This window comes from Pseudoalteromonas sp. McH1-42 (assembly GCF_022347845.1).
Classification (GTDB): Bacteria; Pseudomonadota; Gammaproteobacteria; order Enterobacterales; family Alteromonadaceae; genus Pseudoalteromonas; species Pseudoalteromonas rubra_D.
In genome coordinates this window covers 102,845-121,164 of sequence record NZ_JAKRFU010000012.1, presented here as the reverse complement: position 1 = coordinate 121,164, position 18,320 = coordinate 102,845, and the positions used below count along the sequence as shown (strand labels likewise).

Genomic DNA, 18,320 nt, shown 5'->3' with positions numbered 1-18,320 from the left:
TATGATGGCGCTGAGTTACGAACGATCCGCAGCCCTATTTTGCATGTTAGTGTGGCTGCTACTGGCCTCGCTCAGTACCGGGTTACTGCTCAGTCTGGGCAGTGGCTGGCTGGGTGTCATTACACTTTGGGTCCTGGGATTGTGCCCGGCTGCGCTGCTGCTACAACATATCAAAGTGCGCCTTATTCAGCCTTTTTACCATCTGACGACGACCATTGAAGCCATGCGGCTGGAAGACTATGGTCAACGCTTTTACACTACCGACAAAAGCGGCATTCTGGCCCAGCTGCAAACCGAAACCAGCCAACTATGTGATCATTTACAAGCGTATAAATCTGCACGGGATCATCAGGCAATCTTATTGTTCAGGCTCATTGAGCAGCTGCCCAGCCCCATTGTGGTGTTTGATGAAAGCAACACGCTGGTTCATGCCAACGACGCTTTTTCAAACTGGACCGGCAAACCCTGGCAAACGCAAAAACGACTCAAGGCCGCTCATTTCAGCCTGATAAAAACTAACGGGCAGTGGCAATTCAGTCACCTGTCGCTGGCTCAGCAATGGCAGATCCGGCAAAGCCAGATCCCCATTGACGACAGCCACGCTCATTTATTGATCCTGACCGATGTCCAGTCTGTGGTCAGTCAGGCGCAGCGCGACGCCTGGCAAAAAATGATCCGCATTCTGAGCCATGAGATCCACAACTCACTATCTCCCATTAAATCACTGGCACAGACACTGCAAATGTTACAAGCCGGCGCCGATACGCAAGCTGATTTTGAACAGGCGCTGGCAGTAATAGTACAGCGCAGTGACGGGCTGATGTCATTCGTCAATCGCTACGCCAGCGTTGCCCGGCAACACCAGCTGCATACAGAAACGGTAAGTATTGACGCCCTGCTCAGCCCCATACAGGTTTTATATGACACCCGGGTCCGCTGTTCAATTGAGCAGACCTTTGCACTGCATGTGGATGTCAGCCTGCTGGAACAGGTATTGGTTAACCTGATCACTAACGCGCTGGAGGCCAGCGATGAAACCGGGATGGTTGATATTATCGTTAGCAACACAGCACAATACGCGTTTATAGATATTCTGGATGAAGGTCAGGGACTCACTAACCAAGACAACTTGTTCGTGCCCTTTTACACAACCAAACCAAATGGCAAAGGCATTGGTCTGGTGCTGTGTAAAAACATTGTAGAGCAGCACAATGGCCAATTAACCCTGGTCAATCGTACAGATAAGACAGGTGCCAGAGCCAGAGTTCAGTTACCGCTAGAGCTGGCATGAGCAAAACCAGATCACTGCTCAACAAAGATCAGCGCGTCGGTATCAAAGCCTCGATCAGCCGCCATGCTGACAAACTTATCGATGATCGCCTGATCGACTTGTGGGGTTCGAGAGAGTAGCCATAAGTACTCCGTGTCCGGACCAGACACAAACGCATATTGATAGTTATCGTGGTCGAGCTCAAACACAACATAAGCCCCATAAAACGGACCAAAGAACGACACTTTCAGGTAGGCTTCATCGTCCTGGTTGACAAAAAATGCTTTACCTTCAGCTTCGCGCCACTGATTTTCTGCTGCGTTGAAGCCGCGATTAATGACCTTCACGCCGCCGTCTTCGCGCATACTATATTGCGCCGTCACCCGGGTCAGGCCGCGCTCAAAAGAGTGATCCAGGCGGGCAATCTCGTACCACTTGCCCAGGTAGCGATTGAGCTCAAAATTCCCCACAGGCTGCACGCCCTGTGGCATGCCCAGACAACTACTGAGGACAAGCGTCATCATGATAATTAAGACTGTTTTCAATGTCTGCTCCTTGTATAGTTAATCTTGGGTAGTACGACATAACAAAGAAGTCGGTTCACAGGTTTGCGGGCATTTCACGACATGAGGTGCCAGTGAGACAGAGTTTAGCAGTGATGGTGGTGTCTTGGTTGGAAGATCCCGTGTTAGAACACGGGATAACAAGCTGAGTGCCCTGGGTGGCTTGAGTAAATTACCCGTTTAGGCCTTTTTCACAAATTTCGCGGTGACCATCATTTCGCCTACACCATCGACCTTGCAATCCAGTTCGTGGTCTTTTTTATCCAGAACACGACGAACCAGAGCTTTAGTGCCAATTTTGATCACCTGAGAACTGCCTTTGATTTTCAAATCTTTGATCACAGTCACTTTGTCACCGTCGGCAAGCAATGCCCCGTTGGCATCTTTCACTGTGATTACATCGTCTTCGTTGACTTCATTTGGGTTCCATTCATAGGCGCACTCCGGGCACACTAGATTGCTTTGATCCTGATAGACGTATTCAGAATTACATTTCGGGCAAGGAGGTAAAGACATGCTGACTTACTACATTTTGATTCATTTGGCCTGCATAGTAATGGCTCGCACGCGGATGTGCCAGTGCTAAGCCAATATTTATTGATTTAGTGCAGACAAGAATATACTGGTCGGTACTATAAACTGCTTTTTGCATGCTCAATCACAGTCCGTACTCTGGCAGGCAAGACGGCACGTCGCGCTGTGCACAGATAAATTGTCTCGCTCACGGGTTGGCTCAGTGAATGTACCCGTATTAGTTTTTGCCGGGCAAAGGCCTCAACCGCAAAGGCAGGTAAAACACTAAACCCAATGCCCCGACTGACTGGTTCAAGGATCAGGCTTATCTGATTAGAAAACCCTCTGCGGGCAAACTGTGTGCAATGCCGAAACTGTGCAAAGTTCGCGCTGAGTAGCAATTCACTATGGTGTGCGCCATCGGGGTGGTCAATAAACCCCAGTGACTGCAAGTTCTCCCAGCTCGGTTCAGCCACCTCAGCCGGCGTAACCAGCAACAAGGGTTCCGTCGCTATCGCCTCGCTCATTACCTCCGCTGACCTGGCCGCTACAGTAGTGAAGCCTAGCTCAGCACTGCCATCGGCTATGGCCTTTTCAATGGCCTGATTTGGCGCAAATCTGTGATCAATGACCAGCCCGGGATGACGGCTTTGCAACGTCAACAACTGCGGATAGAGCCTGAGCCCGAGGCTCCCCGGCGACATCACCTTAACTTCTCCTTCAAAAGGCGGATCCTCCCCGATGCTGAATTCCAGTTCCGACAAATCTTGCAATATCTTTAATGCCTGAATACGCAACCGTTTACCCGCTTCTGTCAGTACCACCTGTTTGCCATCACGCAGCAACAAGGCCACACCAAAGTGCAACTCTAGCTTTTGTACATGCTGGCTCACACCCGACTGAGTCATATGCAAGTGCTCAGCCGTGCGGGTAAAGTGCCCTATATCCGCCAGGGTACAAAATGTGCGGAGCCAGCTGTTATTAATCATTACAAAAAATACTTATTTTGATAATTTTTAATAATTTTACATTATGACCTGACGTTTGTAACCTGCTCACTATTCAAACACAGGAGCGTATTTATGAACCAGGTTTACCCACGTACCTTTTCACATATCGGTATCTCAGTGCCCGACCTTGAAAAAGCCGTTGAATTTTACACTCAGGTCATGGGGTGGTATGTGATCATGGCCCCCACCGAGATCGTTGAAGACGACAGCGCCATTGGTGAAATGTGCAATGATGTATTTGGTCCTGGCTGGAAACGTTTTCGGATAGCACATCTATCCACTGGCGACCGTATTGGCGTAGAGCTGTTCCAGTTTGATAACCAAACCAGCCCGGAAAACAACTTTGAATACTGGAAAACTGGTATTTTCCATTTTTGTGTACAAGACCCAGATGTTGAAGGCCTGGCAGACAAAATAGTGGCCGCAGGGGGTAAACGACGTATGGCAGAACCACGCTATTATTACCCTGGAGAAAAGCCCTATCGCATGATTTATATGGAAGATCCGTTCGGTAATATCGTGGAAATTTACAGCCACAGTTACGAACTGATATACAGTGCCGGTGCATATCAGGAGTAATATCTGGCAGGGCTGAACATATCGGCCCTGCTCATTTACCAGCTTGCTTATTAGCCCCCCACAGGGCAACACCCAGCGCTATGCCGGCTCCGGCACATGGAGCAATAGAAAAAGCCAGAATATCAAATGCTACCCCAGCAGTTATGCCAACCGCGGTGCCAATACCTGCACCAATCCCAATATACAGGCCCGGGTTAGGCCCACCTTGTGCTTGCTTATCTGACATGGGGATTTCCTTATCTTCATACTAGATAGGCTTAAATTTATACACAGACGCAGACAAAGCACAATACAAAATTGTATGCCTATCTCTTGCAAAAATACGATATGCTTTAATTGAGTGACGACAACCTCAGGTTTGTATGCATATTTTATTAGTTGAAGACGACCCGGACACGGCTGAATTTATCTGCGCCGGGCTTGCCCAACACAATGCGCAAGTACAGCATTGTGACAACGCAGAGCGCGCCATGCTAAGCGCCTCTGCCCACGCATTTGATGTCATCATTTTCGACCGCCTGTTACCCAATATGGATGGCCTCGACGCGGTGCGAATTTTACGCGCCAGTAAAGTCACCACCCCAATTATTATGCTTACCGCACTGAGTGATACCGCCGATCGGGTCGCCGGACTTGAAGCCGGTGCCGACGACTACTTAGTTAAGCCTTTTGCTTTTGCCGAGCTGTATGCGCGTTTAAAAGCCCTAGCCAGACGTCAGCCCCTCAGAGCTGACACGCTGGAGCTGGTGATCGGCGAGCTGCGACTCAACCGCACATCCCGTCAAGTGCTAAGAGCAGGACAGGAAATTGAGCTGATGCCCAAGGAGTATCAGATCCTGGAATATATGATGCAAAACCCCGAGCAGTTAATCACCAAAACCATGTTACTGGAGCAGGTCTGGGGCTTTAGTTTCGATCCCAAAACCAGCTTAGTGCAAACCCATGTCAGCAGATTGCGCAATAAACTGGATAAGCCTTTTACGTTTGACATGATCAAAACCATTCGCGGCAGTGGCTACCTGCTAACAGGCGCCACTGATGGTTAGTCGTTATCATTTGAAGCGAGCTTTGCTTTCAAGCGGCGCGCTCTGGGCCTCCATGCTATTGCTGTTATGGCTCTTGGCACAACTATTGGTGTGGCAGGATAAACAAATACAGCAACACGAGTTTAGTGAGTTTCTTGGCGACATCGAAAGTATGCTTGAAGAGCATGGCTTTGAGCACGTGTTGCAGGAGTTCGAGCTCGAAGACGAGGTTATCTGGCCAGAGCATGAGGCACACGCACACCTGGCTGATGAAGGCTGGCTGATTGCCGTGTTTGAGCAAGATAAACTGCTTTTGGGCGCTGATACTCATCTGATGACGTCGCCCACTCCCCAGTGGCAAACCGTATCGCTTGGTGAGGAAGGCAATGCTGAACTTTTGACTGCGACAGTAAACTTACCTGATGGCTTGCGTATTCATTACTGGCAAAAACGGGACGAGCTGCACGCCCATAAAAGCGAGTTCTATGCACAACTGGTGTACTGGTTTGCCCTGCTAAGCCTGCCCTTGATGGTGGCGGCAATCACCTGTTCTCAGGTTAAGCATAGCCGCACCCTGCAAGCATTATCAGAACAACTGGCCCAGGTTGCACACTCTCCGGATTCCAAGCGTACCGAAGTGACGACATCCAATTCAGACATCATTACCCTGAGCGTTGCAATTAACCGCATGCTTGATGAAATATCCCGCCTGCATGGCAATCTGAAAACCATGTCGGTGGGCATCGCCCATGATCTGAAAACCCCTTTGTCCCGCATTTCTAACCGCTTGCAGAGTATGTATCAGGATCTCGATGACCCGGCAATACTGGAAGGGCACATAGACAAAGCAAGCAACGAACTGGCGCAGGTTATCAACACCTTTAATAATCTGGTGCGGCTGAATGCCATTGAGTCAGGAAAACACATTCAGGGCTTTAAAACATTTGACTTGTCCGCACTCATTGATGAGCTGGCACAAAGTTACTTACCGGTCTTTGAAGACAGCGGCCGGCACTTTGAGGTGTCCATTGTGCCGGCTGTGCACTGTCACGGTGACAAGGACCTGCTCGGTCAGTTGATCTGTAACTTGCTGGAAAATGCACTAGAACATAGCCAGCCAAATGCGCACGTATGGCTCAGACTGCAAAGCCATACCCAGAGTGCCCTGCTGCAGATCGGGGACGATGGCCCTGGCATCCCGGTCAAGGATCAGGCCAAAGTGTTTGATAAGTTCTATCGTGCCGACATCAGCCGTGGTCGCCCTGGCAATGGCCTCGGGCTGAGTATTGTGCGCGCTATTTGCGAGGTCCACCAGGCCCAGCTTTGTCTGCTCGAAAGCCAACCCGGTGCGGTGTTTAATATTGAGATACCGACACGCTCAGTCCTGAGTAACTAAATTGCCAACATACCCAAATATCACGCATCGGAGATAAGAACTCGGAGTAACAAAATGCGTAAAACCTAAAAGCATACAATTTTGTAAACAAGCCGTATGACAACTGTATGACCGTCTTCGCCCGTTTCACTCTAAACTTGAGGTATCCGCAAGTAAGAGAGTGAAACCATGTTCAGACTAACCCCGCTTAACATACTGCTGCTCAGTTTTTGCCTGAGCCTGACCGGGTGTGGCGGCAGTGATGCCAGCCCAAGCAACACAACCAACCCGACCACCCCACAGCCGGAGCCCGATAATTCACAGGGAGATACTAACAACAATTCTGGCGGCGATGATGGTGCAGACGAATCCCCCGACGACAACACATCCGAAATCGATCCGGCCTTTGCCACTGCGCTCACTACATCACGATTTTTACAACAAGCGACCTTTGGGGCCCGGCCACAAGATTTGGATACCCTGACAGGAAAAAGCGCATCAAGCTGGTTTAAAGCACAGCTTAAGCTGCCACCCAGCCTGATCATGCCGGTGGTGAGCGAGTTTACCCCACCACCAACCGCAGAGGATGACTTTAATGCGCTGTATATCGAATCAACCAGTGTGGCATTCTGGCGCAACGCCATTGCTGGTGACGATCAGATGCGTCAACGGATGGCATTTGCCCTGTCCGAACTGCTGGTGGTATCCAATGCCGGCGGAGAAGAACTGACCGATATCCCTGAAGCCGTTGCTTCTTATCAGGATATTTTGATCCAGCACGCCTTTGGCAACTATCGGGAGTTACTCGAAGCAGTCACATACTCTCCCGCCATGGGTTTTTATCTGACCTATATGGGTAACCTTAAAGGGGATGAAGCCACAGGCAGAATGCCAGATGAAAACTATGCACGTGAGTTACTGCAACTGTTTACAGTTGGGGTTGTTGCGCTGAATCCAGACGGCACCGAACAGCAAGATGAGAATGGTGCAACAAAAGAGCTGTATAATAATCAGGATATCACCGGCCTGGCACGGGTGTTTACGGGTCTGGATATGGACTATGACACGTCTGAAGAGCTGGAGATAAACGAGTTTGCCCTCCCCATGACTGTCTACCCGGAAAATCACTCAGAGAAGAGTAAAACCTTCCTGGGTACCACAATTGCCGCCGGGACAGGCCCCAAAGCCTCAGTGACACAGGCGCTGGATCATATTTTTGCCCATCCAAATGTGCCCCCTTTCGTTGCAAAGCAACTGATCCAGCGACTGGTCACGTCTAACCCCTCTCCCGGCTACGTAACACGTGTTGGTACAGCGTTTAGCACCGGCCGCACAACTTTGCCCGATGGCAGCTTAGTAGGAGATGGCCGTCGTGGCGATTTAACCGCAACACTGGCAGCAATTTTATTTGACCCGGATGCCAGAGCGAACGCCACAGAGCGTGGCGGTAAGATCCGTGAACCTATCTTACGCTTTACACAGTGGGCACGGGCGTTTGCAGTCAAAAACATCACCCCGGAATACCAGGAAATGCTGTGGGACACCCGAGATGCCAGTATGCTGGGCCAACACCCCTATCGCTCACCTAGTGTCTTTAACTTCTTCCGCCCCGGTTATACTGCACCGGGCAGCGTGAGCGCAGCCAATGGTATGGTGGCTCCTGAGCTGCAGATCACCAACGCCAGCACCATTACCGGCTACGCCAACTTCATGACTTACTACATTACCGGGTTACAACAAGAAGTAGATGTCGAGGAACTGCAAGTTATCTATGACGAAGAAAATATTCCGCTCAATGCTCAAAACGCCGCAGAGAGCTTCCTCGCAAGCTACGACACAGAACTGGCGCTGGCAGGTGATCTCAGCGCACTGATAGCTCGCCTGGACCTGTTGCTATGCGCCGGGCAACTCAGTGCCACCAGCAAGCAATCGATCCAGGACATACTACAAACGGTGGCACAAAACGACGACGCTGAGCCGCTGCGGCTCGTGCACCTGGCCATTTTACTGGTTATGACCTCACCTGATTACTTAGTTCAGAAATAGGAGTAAAGCCCATGAACAGACGCGATTTTATCAAACTCAGCGGTGCCTCCGTAATGGCTTCTTCGATGTTTCAGTTAGGTCAGGCTCTGGCAAACAGTCCGTCGCAAGATAATGATTACAAAGCCCTGGTCTGCGTATTTTTATACGGTGGCATGGACAATCATGACACCATAATTCCTTATGACGAGGCCAGTTACACACAATGGGCTGGCCACCGACAAAGTTTGCTGGGTAAATACACGACCCCACGCACACTGGCCAACCTGTTACCGATTGCAACACCCGGGCGTTTTGGCACGCGCCGCTTCGCCTTGCCCGCGGAATTAGCCGGGCTGGCAAACTTATATCAGCAAAATAAGCTGGCCGTGGTTGGCAATGTTGGTCCACTACTGAGTCCGGTTACCGCCGCTATGATTGCACAGGATACGGCACGTTTGCCATCCAGGTTGTTCTCTCACAACGACCAACAATCAACCTGGATGTCTGGCGCTGCTGAGGGCGCACAATTTGGCTGGGGAGGCTTGATCAATGATGCCCTGATGACACAAGGCCACACCGCCAATACGCCATTTAATGCCATTACGACGGCAGATGGCGCTTTATGGCTGACCGGTAAGCAAACCGCACCGTACCATGTCAGTGACGGACAGGCCGCCACCATCGAGGCATTGGAAGAATTTGACGACCATCCAGAACTGGTCGCACATTTCAGCAACCAACCTCAGAATGCGCAACAATTTTTGCAGCAGGACGTCACCAACGCCATTAACAGTGCTTATCAGGCCAACAGCCAGTTTAATGCAGCGCAAGCTAACACGACCGTCACACTGCCAGAGTTTCCGGCAACTTCGTTAGGCAAACAATTGCAAACCGTGGGTAACAGCATTGCTGCGCGCCAGCAACTGGGGGCCTCAAGACAAGTCTATGTAGTCGCGATGGGTGGATTTGACACCCACTCCGGGCAGGCACAAAACCTGCCCAAATTGCAGGCCACACTGGACAATGCGCTGGTGGCGTTTAACACTGCAATGGAAAGCCTCAACCTCAGTGAGCAGGTCACCGTATTTACAGCATCTGATTTTGGCAGAACACTGGCCATTAATGGTGATGGCACCGATCATGGCTGGGCAGGACACCACTTTGTGATGGGAGGCGCGGTCAATGGTGGTACCATTTTTGGCGATATTCCCAACGCAGAGCTCAACCATGAACTGGATGCTGGTGGTGGTCGTCTCATCCCGACCACCTCAGTTGATCAGTACGCTGCCAGCCTGGGTCAATGGATGGGGTTGGATTTGGGCACGCTCAACGGCATCTTTCCCAATCTGAATAACTTCAACGGACCACTTTCTTTGTTTAAATGACATCAAGACTAAACGTTCCTTGTCTATAGTACGTAAAAGGAGAAGCCTGGCTCAGTGTTCAGGCTTCGGTTCATCATGCACACGCAATAGCAGAACAATAAACTCAGATAAGGACACACTATGTTTAAACACGCAATTTGTATTGGTTCCCTGTTGGCTGCCTCATTGCCTCTTCAGGCTCAAAATGATGAGCGGGGCGCGGCAAGAGCGCAACTTGAACCCAAGGGTTTCTTGTACGGCATTGGGCTTGGCATCAGTGAAGAGATATACCAGGGCTACGACAGGCGTGTGATCCCCTTACCCATCTTGGGTTACCGGGGAGATAAACTCTCCGTGCTGGGACCGCTCATCAGCTATGAAGTGCTGGAGGTCAACGACATAGAGATCCTGCTTCAGGCGGCCCCGCGCTTTCAGGGCTTCGATGAATCGGACAGCTATGTGTTTAAAGGCATGGCTGAGCGTGACTTCTCGATGGATGCCGGTATTGGTATCAAATACGAGCGTAACAACTGGAAGTTCAACGTCTCTGCGGTACATGATGTGCTGGATAAATCGGATGGCTACGAGCTGTCAACCGGGCTTGGTAAGGTCTTTAAATCCGGTCCGTTTTTCTACGAACCCAGCCTCACCGTCAGCTATCTGGATAGCAATCATGTTGACTATTATTACGGAGTAAGACAGAGCGAAGCCACCAACGCAAGACCATACTACCAAGGCGATAATGCCACTAATGTCGCGCTGGGCTTCTCAGTGTCAACACCCATCTTTTTTGACGGCTTTACCCAACTTGCGTTTGACTACACCTGGTTTGATGACAGCATCACCGACAGCCCGCTGGTCGACAGTGACAGCAGTTTCTCAGTTCGCTTGCTGTTCAGCAAGTTCTTTTAGACACAAAAAAGCCGCAGCTCATATAGAGACTGCGGCCTGTTATGTCGGATTAGATACTTGCTGGCATACCCATACAACTAGCATAGTAAGTCGTTGTAGCTGGCCAGTCAGAGAATACGCCCATTACGCCCACATCTTTCGCCAGTACATCAAGTAGTTTAAAGGTATCACCATCGTTATTAATCATACCTTCACCACGGTGTGCGCCGTTGACACTTTGATAGTACCAGCCGCCGCCAGCTGCCAGGTGGCCTGAACGCTCCAGTGTCCAGGTAATGATACCAAGGCCTGCATCACGCGCCGCTTTGGCATACGCAGATGGCACCATTTCGCCGTTTTCTTCGGTTACCAGCACCCACATAGGTGGTGCAATGATCTTCACGCCGTCTGCTGCCAGCTCAGCCATCGTAGGCACCAATAGTTCAGGGTTGTTGACCAGTTGCTGCGGCGTAACCCCCTTTTCATTCTCCGCCGTTTGCGCTTCATATCGGTCATCCAGATAAACTGCCTGTGCACCAAACTGCGGATTTTGCGCTATCCAATAGTTGATGTCATCTCGGTTAAATGATTGTGCCCAGACGTGTTTAGGATCAACACCCGCAGCCTTGTACTCATCAATCATTTTCTGAGCATAATCCTGCTGAGAAAATCCATCGAATGGCATAGTGACGGATGGAGACTTAAGCTCAGGCGTCATCTTAGTACCTAGCTCTTTGAACAGAGCAATACTTTCTGCGTGAGTCATTAGTGTACCCCGGCTGGCATACAAGTCAGTGCGCCAGTTCGACGTACCATTCATGTATTCTTCCACTGTGGTACCCATAGAGTTTGCAGCGTCCATTTTACCTTCAAGCGTCATAAACTCCGCCAGCGTAATGTCGCTGGTACAACACTTAGCCTGAGCCACAACGCCATTTTCAGGATCTGCCGGTACAAACGGCGTTGAACATTTCTGTGCCAGGTCAGTTTCCAGGATGTTAGTCGTGGTGTGCAGATCGCACTGAGAGTGGCGACATACCAGCTCTTTGTCTTTGGTGAAGGTTACATCACACTCCAAGATACCCGCGCCCATTTTGGCCGCTGCGAGATACGACTCTTTAGTGTGCTCAGGAAACTGCATTGGTGCACCACGGTGGCCAATTGAAAAGTCCGTTTTGTAGAAAGGACCATTTGAACATTGAGCCAGTTTGTCTTTTAACTCACCCTCATCCATGTCCTGCACCAAAAAATCCGGGCGCGTACCAACTTGCATATTGTTGGCACCACCAGCGGGTACTTCCACCACAACCGGTACTTCAATCGTTTTGATTTCTGTAATGGTATCGGTAACCACAATCGTCTTTTCAACTTCCACTACCTGAGTTTGCGTGTCTGTGGTGACAACCGCTTTTTCTACTTCAACCACTTCGGTTTTGTCGTCATCACAACCAGCAAGTAGCAAAGCTGCAATCACAGCAGAGAGAGATGTTACTTTTTTCATTGTTATTCCTAAGTTTACGTCCAAATAAAGCGTTTTTATTCTTCAAGGAAATAACAATAGAGGGACACTATTACCGAAGTAGGAACAGTCAGTGACCTTTTTATGACTCGTCGCTACTGATATTGTGCAGCTGTAATAAACTCTCCAAAGGCTTCACACCAGACAATCACAGTATTGTAATCCGCCGGATTGACCTGCTGGGGTACATCCACCACAAAGTTGCTAAAGGTTTTAATGTCACCGACTTCAACCATGGTGCTTTTGAGGCGATTAAAATCGGCTTCTGTTTCCACAAACTGAGGTGACAAATACAAACGATAATCAGGCCCCGGGGCCAGCTCACCAAGCAAAGTAATGTGATCTTTGCTGATCGAAACCATGCCTTCACCCCAGTGCAATGCATCACTGTCTTGTAAAGATTTACGAAATTGTGCCGAATAATCTGCCCCTAAAGAGGCGGCTGTGACGGCTCCCTCGTTAGGTGCAGGTGGCGCAGTTAGAATGGGCAGCATATAAATGCCACCCGCGAAACCGGCGAATCCAACCAGGCCATGGGTAATGATGAGCGTAAGCGCACGTAATGTCATAGTCTCTTTTCCTTATAGCTGATGGGCTAAAGTGTAGTACAACTCTGCACACACTCAGGTACTCATCACACTGTGTTTTTATGACTGTACCTTTTGAGGTTACATTGAATATTTGCCCGTAGTGCAATTACCTACACCGTACATATGAGTGCTGCAAAAGTTAGACCCGATAATAAGCCAGAAAGAACGCCACGGTTTCCGCTGTGAGTACGTCAATTTGCTCTTGGGTCAATGCAGGTTGTTGATGCAAAATCTGCGGCCAGAACGCTTGCCCCTTCAGCAGGCTGATCAGCTGTGCATGCGCCACCTGAGGGTCGGCCTGACGCAGGCGACCTTGCAACATGGCCTGCTTTATCCAGCGGATCAGCGCCGTTTCCTGGTCGAAAAACTCGCTCATTTCAGCCGTAAAAATATCGGGGTTAAACAGACAATACCCAATCGCGACCCGGATCAGCTCCTGCAAATTTTGGTTACTCAGAAAATCCAACTCATTTTTAAGTAACGCCGTCAGCTGTTCGTCCAGCGCACTGTCAGCGTCATATTTGATATCACATGTGAGAATGTTCTGCTGCCAGATCTCTTTAATGATATACGTGACTAACTGCTCTTTGCTCTCAAAGTGATTGTAAACTGTGCGCTTTGAAACCTGGGCTGTTTCGGCAATTTTGTCCATGCTGGTATCACTGACACCATATTGCTGAAAGGCGCTCAGGGCTCCATCAATAATAGCCTGGCGTTTCAGCATGCTGCGGGTAACTTTAACGGTCATAGTATTGAGTTATTTTCTATGGCTTATACTGAGGGTATTTTTACACTAGCTAGTTTACTTTTCAATAAAGTGCGTACTTAAGCGATCTAGGACGACATCAAACTACCGGTAACTGTGAAGACCCCTTAACTTCTTTGAGTGAAATGCTCGATCGAATCGATGAAACCCCTTTGAGTTTTCTGAGCACAGAATCAACAAACTTACTGTAATCATCAAGGTCGCGTGCAACAACGTGTAGCAAAAAGTCCGCCTCCCCTGTTGTATTGTGGCATGACAGTACATAGTCACAATGTCGGATAACTTGCTCAAAGGCATAGGTTGTTTCCTCATCGTGTGCAATATAGGTTAGCTGAACGAATGCGACAACGCCAAAGCCCAGGCTCTGTCGATTCAGACGAGCCTGATATCCTTCGATCACGCCCGCTTCTTCCAGCTTTTTTACCCGACGCCAACATGGCGTTTCACTCAGCGACAGCTCATCCGCCAGCTTGGCGTTGGTCAGTCGACCATCTTGCTGCAAACGCGCCAAAATTCGCTTATCTATCTTATCTAAGGTGTACATAGAAAGAACTCTCTAATTCAACTAATCTTAATAGAAGAGTATTTCACAACTGATGTCTTTTCCACTTTCAAAAGCAAGGTAATTTCACATCGCTGACGTATAGTTTTTTAAATACTCAATCAGCTTGTCCTTACAGGAGTCACAAATGAAAGCCATTGTTTACGAGAGTTTTTCAGCTTTACCGATACTCACTCAAGTGCCAGACCCTGAGCCAGCCTCACACGGTGTTGTAGTTAAAGTAAAAGCGACTGGAATTTGCCGGAGTGACTGGCACGGGTGGATGGGACATGATCCAGGTATTGAATTACCCCATGTGCCCGGGCATGAATTTTCAGGTGTCATTGAAGCAGTGGGCAAAGAGGTAAGACATTTCAAGGTAGGTGAGCGCGTCACAGTTCCTTTTATCAATGCCTGTGGAACCTGTGTCGATTGTAACGCAGGTGACCATCAGGTCTGCCCAAATCAAACCCAGCCCGGATTTACTCACTGGGGCTCTTTTGCAGAATATGTCACGGTAGACCACGCAGATACGAATCTAGTCCACCTGCCTCAACAGATAGACTTTGCAACAGCAGCCAGTTTAGGCTGCCGATTTGTTACTTCGTTCAGAGCGGTTGTAGATCAAGGTAAGGTTCAAGCCGGACAGTGGGTCGTTGTACATGGTTGCGGAGGGGTTGGGCTTTCAGCAATAATGATAGCCAATGCAGCAGGCGCTAATGTCATTGCTGTCGATATCTCAGACCAAGCTCTATCGCTTGCAAAACAGGTAGGTGCTGCGATTACATTGAACGCAAGAACAACACAAAACCTACCGCAAGCTATCATTGAATTAACACAAGGTGGTGCGCATGTATCGCTCGACGCACTTGGACATTCAACCACCTGCATAAACTCAATCAACAGTCTGCGTAACCGTGGCAAACATATTCAGGTAGGATTATTAATGGCTGACCATGCGAAACCAAACCTGCCAATGGACAAAGTGATCGCCCAAGAGCTTGAAATCATAGGCAGTCATGGTATGCAGGCATACCGCTATGAGGCAATGTTGCAAATGATCTTGTCAGGAAAATTACAGCCCGAACAGCTGATTGGCCGTAAGGTTGATCTGGCCAGTTCAATTAATATCCTGACGACCATGGATGAAATAAGGCTACCTGGTGTCACCGTAATCACTGAGTTTTAAATACGAGTGTATTTCACTCAGCTCCTGCAAGATGCGCATAAATATGGTTGTTAGGGTAGTGTTAATGCCAACTCCCACAATCATATTTGTATTCGTCATTAAGCTGAGTTTAACAAAGCCAAGCGCGTACGGGTGCTGAGCGACTTTTTATTGGCCCACAGTGGACGAGCGGCATGTTCGAAAACCCAGTAACAGAACGTCTGATTTTTTGATGAATTTAACGCAAATATTCTAACTTGTATCATCAAATAGCAATAATCTTGATACACTATAACACTATTGCAATTTTATGAATTTAGACGCTTTATGACTCCCTCTATGCTAAAAAATGCAGCGGCGTTGTGTGCACTGCTATGTGCAGCACCCGCACTGTCACATTCTCATCAGGAACAGACAACATCAAAGCAAACGCTGCGCGTTGCAACCTGGAATATTGAACACCTTTCTGCATCAGACAACACGGGCTGTAAGCCTCGAAGTGCAAAAGACATTCAGGCCCTTAAACAGTATGCTCAGTCGCTTAACGCAGATGTGATTGCGCTACAGGAAGTCGCTTCTGCTGCTGCCGTAAGTCAGGTTTTTTCGGATAAGTACTGGCATATCGTCATGTCGGACAGAGCCGACAGTAAAACCTATGCCTGCCGTAAAAGTGGTAACGACTCAACGCAACAAAAAGTGGCCTTCGTGGTGAAAAAGTCCCTGACCATCGATAAAGTCGTCCAGCATAGTACTTTATCAGCTGTTAAACCGGGCCTCAGAAATGGCCTTGAGATCCAGCTCAATTATCAGGGCGAAGCACTTCACCTATTGAACGTGCACCTGAAAAGTGGCTGCTTTGTAGATGACTACAAACGCTCCGACAAAGAAGCTTGTAAGATACTTTCGCAACAAGCGCCTATTTTAGATAACTGGGTCGAGAAAAAAGCCAAAGCGCAAGCCAACTTCATCGTGCTGGGTGACTTTAACCATAGGTTAACTGCGCCTTACAACCGTTTGAGCAGAGATCTGTATTACCCTCAGGGTGCTGCAAATGCCCATCCGAATAATATGGATAAAGCACCCGTGTTCAACGCAAATCAAATGCTAACCGGTTGCCACCCCTACTATCCGGCACCGATTGATCATATTCTTGTGGCTAAGTCCATGAAAGAAAACTATCAGGCAGACAGTGCTCAGTTTCACTACTTTGCTGACATGACCCCAGACAATATGCTTGCAGATCATTGCGCTTTAAGTATCGACCTGAAGTAACACCGCTCGGTTACAGGGCCTGACTTATCAGGCCCTGCATATCTTATCAGCCTGTGGCTACTCTTGGCTGCATACTGCGTGAATGCATGGTCCCATACAACAACCACGCTCCAACCAAAAAGTTTGCCAATGCCAGTGCCCAGACAATACCCTGAAAGCCGTTGAGCTGAGCGCCAATAAACGCCCCCGGCAGCGACAACACAAACAAGCGCACCAGCGTGACATTCAGCGCTAACCCACTGCGACCTATGGCATTACAACAACTCACATACAACATCACCCCTGCCAGCGCGGCATAAGATATTGGTAAAATACACATCGCCAGTTCAATAGAGTGGCTCACAAAAGACTGTTTACAGAAACCAACTCCCAACATGTCGGCGCCCCAAAAAAGCACCAACGCAATGAGACTCTGCCAAACCAAACAGGCAGCCAGTGCCTGCTTAATACCTCTGCGTACCCGTAGAGATTTATTCGCTGCCCAATTTTGACCAACAAAAATGGGGAGTGACGTTGTCAGTACCATAGGCAGCAATAATGCAAGCGGCTCTATACGCATGACGACGCCAAATGCGGCCACGGCATCACTCCCCTGCGAAGCAACGATCATCATTAATAACGACTGAGCCAGCGGCGTAAGCAACTGCATAGCCACGACGGGCACAAACAGCCGGAATAAACGGCGAAACGCTTGTCGGCTACGCTGTGATAAAAGGTGTACTTTGAGCCTGATATTTTCTTTAATACGCAATAAATACAGCGCATAAAAACTGGCACTCGTTGCAGCTGCAAAATGGGCAACCCCTAGTCGTTCCAGGCCACTCAGCGATAACGCAGATTGCGCCCAGGGCATAAACAGTGCAGCGCTAATAAGGATTTGTAAACCTGCAAACATCACCAATAACTGTGCAGCGCCGCGCATATTGCCAAATGCTCTAAGTACGCCAAACACTACCATTACAACAAAAAAGAAAACGACTGCGCCCAGTCGATATTGCATATAGCGTTCGAGTGTCGGCCAGACTTGCTCACGAGCAGAAAACTCAGCAAACCCCAGCATGGTCAATATCGGTTTTAAACCAAGCCATATAGCAATCGCCAAACTTGCACCAGTCAATACAGTGAATATCAAACTTACCGCAGCCAGCTGCTCAACCTCTTTTGCTTGCGTTAACCGGGTCGCCACAACAATCCCCAGACCAATTGCAAAAGCAAACAAAGTGGCCTGAACAGGTAAGGTATAACTCATCGCTGTGAGTTCTTCTACACCCAAACGAGAAGCAAAATAGAGCTCCATTAAGTCGGCGCTAAACAATGCCAGAATTGCCCACAGCATAGGCAGAGTCAATTGCTTTAGTACTGCGCTGGTAGAGCCTGTTAATATCCAGCGCTTGCGCACAGCTCGTTTTCTTTGCTTATCACACACCTGAAGCGGCTCGCCCAGGCTCAATGCCGGTGACTTATCTGATCCCATAATGTAGTAACTTGCTCCCTGAATAACACGGTGTTTTATATATGATTTAATTCGTCGCCAGCATTTAACCTGACCGTAACTGGCCACCAATAAACCTGACCCGAATCTGGCGAGAGAGTTCACAAAAAGTAAGGGCGAATTCGATTAATGGACAAGATTGGGGGGTGAATAACTTTTAAATATACCAACCGCCTTATTTGGCTGGCAACAAGTCGGACACAATGATACCAATTTGCTTAATCAAGTGTTCTATTTTGAAGCGAGAAAATAGCGTCGATAACACCGCTCCCGCGGCCTGCTATCGCTTAGGCACTTACGTCCATATAGGCGTCGCGAAAATTTGCGAACTGATACCTCAGGTGAAGGTTCTAAATA

General features: G+C 48.9%; 18 protein-coding genes. 9 read left to right on the top strand and 9 right to left on the bottom strand.

Going from position 1 to position 18,320, the window contains the following annotated elements; all coding sequences use genetic code 11:
* Position 1 precedes the first annotated feature (1 nt).
* Positions 2 to 1,291, top strand: coding sequence for an ATP-binding protein (locus tag MHN31_RS12175; protein WP_239444373.1), 1,290 nt, complete (start codon positions 2 to 4; stop codon positions 1,289 to 1,291).
* 11 nt (positions 1,292 to 1,302) lie between these two features.
* Here the strand turns inward: MHN31_RS12175 and MHN31_RS12170 are convergent, their stop codons facing one another.
* From MHN31_RS12170 to MHN31_RS12160, 3 genes are all read right to left on the bottom strand, one after another.
* Complete coding sequence (locus tag MHN31_RS12170) at positions 1,303 to 1,815, bottom strand: lipocalin family protein (protein ID WP_138537763.1); 513 nt, start codon at positions 1,813 to 1,815, stop codon at positions 1,303 to 1,305.
* A 198-nt stretch (positions 1,816 to 2,013) separates the two neighbouring features.
* A complete protein-coding gene (locus MHN31_RS12165) occupies positions 2,014 to 2,349 on the bottom strand; it encodes a zinc ribbon domain-containing protein YjdM (protein WP_010381971.1) in 336 nt (111 codons plus the stop codon).
* Positions 2,350 to 2,465: 116 nt separating this feature from the next.
* Positions 2,466 to 3,335: a LysR family transcriptional regulator gene (locus MHN31_RS12160; protein ID WP_239444372.1), complete on the bottom strand. Its 870-nt coding sequence runs from the start codon at positions 3,333 to 3,335 to the stop codon at positions 2,466 to 2,468.
* Between the two features lie 93 nt (positions 3,336 to 3,428).
* On the opposite strand from MHN31_RS12160, the gene MHN31_RS12155 reads away from it, so the two are divergent.
* Positions 3,429 to 3,935 carry a lactoylglutathione lyase family protein gene (locus MHN31_RS12155; RefSeq protein ID WP_239444371.1) on the top strand — a complete coding sequence of 169 codons (507 nt, stop codon included), beginning with the start codon at positions 3,429 to 3,431 and terminating at the stop codon, positions 3,933 to 3,935.
* Positions 3,936 to 3,966: 31 nt separating this feature from the next.
* Here the strand turns inward: MHN31_RS12155 and MHN31_RS12150 are convergent, their stop codons facing one another.
* The gene (locus MHN31_RS12150) at positions 3,967 to 4,161 is read right to left on the bottom strand and encodes a hypothetical protein (protein WP_239444370.1); all 195 of its coding nucleotides are present in this window, start codon (positions 4,159 to 4,161) and stop codon (positions 3,967 to 3,969) included.
* Positions 4,162 to 4,297: 136 nt separating this feature from the next.
* Between MHN31_RS12150 and MHN31_RS12145 the strand changes: the two genes are divergently transcribed.
* The 5 genes from MHN31_RS12145 (at position 4,298) to MHN31_RS12125 (ending at position 10,636) form a co-directional block, all read left to right on the top strand.
* Positions 4,298 to 4,981 (top strand): response regulator transcription factor, encoded by a 684-nt coding sequence (locus tag MHN31_RS12145; protein WP_125561754.1) that lies wholly within the window; start codon positions 4,298 to 4,300, stop codon positions 4,979 to 4,981.
* Positions 4,974 to 6,356, top strand: coding sequence for a HAMP domain-containing sensor histidine kinase (locus MHN31_RS12140; RefSeq protein ID WP_239444369.1), 1,383 nt, complete (start codon positions 4,974 to 4,976; stop codon positions 6,354 to 6,356). Before MHN31_RS12145 ends, MHN31_RS12140 begins: the two co-directional genes overlap by 8 nt.
* A gap of 168 nt (positions 6,357 to 6,524) precedes the next feature.
* Positions 6,525 to 8,381: a DUF1800 domain-containing protein gene (locus MHN31_RS12135; protein ID WP_239444368.1), complete on the top strand. Its 1,857-nt coding sequence runs from the start codon at positions 6,525 to 6,527 to the stop codon at positions 8,379 to 8,381.
* Between the two features lie 11 nt (positions 8,382 to 8,392).
* Entirely contained in the window at positions 8,393 to 9,745 is a 1,353-nt protein-coding gene (locus MHN31_RS12130; RefSeq protein ID WP_125561761.1) for a DUF1501 domain-containing protein, read from the top strand.
* A gap of 120 nt (positions 9,746 to 9,865) precedes the next feature.
* Positions 9,866 to 10,636: a MipA/OmpV family protein gene (locus MHN31_RS12125; RefSeq protein WP_239444367.1), complete on the top strand. Its 771-nt coding sequence runs from the start codon at positions 9,866 to 9,868 to the stop codon at positions 10,634 to 10,636.
* 49 nt (positions 10,637 to 10,685) lie between these two features.
* Here MHN31_RS12125 and MHN31_RS12120 read toward each other — a convergent pair whose 3' ends face one another.
* The 4 genes from MHN31_RS12120 to MHN31_RS12105 form a co-directional block, all read right to left on the bottom strand.
* Positions 10,686 to 12,116 carry a glycerophosphodiester phosphodiesterase family protein gene (locus MHN31_RS12120; protein ID WP_010381987.1) on the bottom strand — a complete coding sequence of 477 codons (1,431 nt, stop codon included), beginning with the start codon at positions 12,114 to 12,116 and terminating at the stop codon, positions 10,686 to 10,688.
* Positions 12,117 to 12,229: 113 nt separating this feature from the next.
* Complete coding sequence (locus MHN31_RS12115) at positions 12,230 to 12,703, bottom strand: DM13 domain-containing protein (protein ID WP_194868241.1); 474 nt, start codon at positions 12,701 to 12,703, stop codon at positions 12,230 to 12,232.
* Positions 12,704 to 12,863: 160 nt separating this feature from the next.
* A complete protein-coding gene (locus MHN31_RS12110; protein WP_239444366.1) occupies positions 12,864 to 13,472 on the bottom strand; it encodes a TetR/AcrR family transcriptional regulator in 609 nt (202 codons plus the stop codon).
* A 97-nt stretch (positions 13,473 to 13,569) separates the two neighbouring features.
* A complete protein-coding gene (locus tag MHN31_RS12105; RefSeq protein ID WP_054015711.1) occupies positions 13,570 to 14,034 on the bottom strand; it encodes an Lrp/AsnC family transcriptional regulator in 465 nt (154 codons plus the stop codon).
* A 145-nt stretch (positions 14,035 to 14,179) separates the two neighbouring features.
* Between MHN31_RS12105 and MHN31_RS12100 the strand changes: the two genes are divergently transcribed.
* On the top strand, positions 14,180 to 15,220 hold the full coding sequence (locus MHN31_RS12100; protein WP_054015710.1) for a zinc-dependent alcohol dehydrogenase family protein: 1,041 nt from the start codon (positions 14,180 to 14,182) through the stop codon (positions 15,218 to 15,220).
* 318 nt (positions 15,221 to 15,538) lie between these two features.
* The gene (locus MHN31_RS12095; RefSeq protein WP_239444365.1) at positions 15,539 to 16,471 is read left to right on the top strand and encodes an endonuclease/exonuclease/phosphatase family protein; all 933 of its coding nucleotides are present in this window, start codon (positions 15,539 to 15,541) and stop codon (positions 16,469 to 16,471) included.
* A gap of 46 nt (positions 16,472 to 16,517) precedes the next feature.
* Here MHN31_RS12095 and MHN31_RS12090 read toward each other — a convergent pair whose 3' ends face one another.
* Positions 16,518 to 17,945 carry an MATE family efflux transporter gene (locus MHN31_RS12090; RefSeq protein WP_239444364.1) on the bottom strand — a complete coding sequence of 476 codons (1,428 nt, stop codon included), beginning with the start codon at positions 17,943 to 17,945 and terminating at the stop codon, positions 16,518 to 16,520.
* Positions 17,946 to 18,320 lie beyond the last annotated feature (375 nt).